The sequence below is a fragment of the Oleiphilus sp. HI0117 genome (assembly GCF_001635235.1).
Genome location: NZ_LWGA01000604.1, coordinates 1 through 788, shown reverse-complemented (window position 1 = coordinate 788; position 788 = coordinate 1). Strand labels below are relative to the sequence as shown.

Annotated in this window: 2 protein-coding genes and 1 pseudogene; all 3 read right to left on the bottom strand. The window is 43.1% G+C overall.

What is annotated here, in order from left to right; genetic code table 11:
• Positions 1–240 (bottom strand): GNAT family N-acetyltransferase (locus A3757_RS28065; RefSeq protein WP_156506238.1); only part of this gene is annotated, 240 nt, incomplete at its 3' end.
• A 55-nt stretch (positions 241–295) separates the two neighbouring features.
• Positions 296–556 carry an ATP-binding protein gene (locus tag A3757_RS06740; RefSeq protein ID WP_304439180.1) on the bottom strand — a complete coding sequence of 87 codons (261 nt, stop codon included), beginning with the start codon at positions 554–556 and terminating at the stop codon, positions 296–298.
• 36 nt (positions 557–592) lie between these two features.
• Positions 593–788, bottom strand: a pseudogene (locus A3757_RS26565) (IS3 family transposase); the annotation flags it as partial.

Here is a 788-nt window from a genome sequence, read left to right as displayed (position 1 = left end):
AATAAAGATAGAGACTAGCGATACCTCATTAGGATTCCAGCCAATATGCCAACGAGCATTACTCATCAAATTCAAAGTAGCGATATTTTCCTCCTCAATTAATCTATCAATTAATACCTTCATATGAAAACGACCAGGTGAAAGCTTTTCAACAGATTCATCGTACCCCACTTTAAGCACGTACTGAGTTCTGCCACTTATCAAAGAAAATTGACTGCGTATTCCGGCGTATCTGATCATCGATTCTGGTTTTATTCGATCACCTAAATCTCCTAACGCCTAGACCTCGATAGTATCACTCCGAGTGATCGGATTCAGTTATTTTACTCATTGCCTTTCTTAGTGACTCTCCTTTAAGTTTTAGCTTGTGACTATTGTGCAGTATGCGATCCAGGATGGCGTCAGCCAGCGTTGCATCGCCAATAGCTTTATGCCATTGCGTGATAGGTAGCTGGCTCGTGATTATGGTTGATCGAACGCCGTGTCGGTCTTCCATTATTTCGAGTAAGTCGTTGCGTTGGCCAAGAGTCATTTTTTCCAGGCCCCAGTCATCCAGAACCGGCGTTTTTCAAGGTAGTTGTCGCCTGAGCATTTAAGCTGCTTGTTTTTCCTTCTCCGGGTTCAACTTAACGTCACCCACTTTCTCCCAGTTCCGCGTAGCTTTTGACCACCTTATTTGGTTCTTTCTTTTCATCTTGCGATAAAGCTCATCCCTCTTCGATAATATTTCTTCATCCAGACCTAAGTGCCTTTGCTCTGGGGTAACAAAGTTAATTCGACTATGCCGG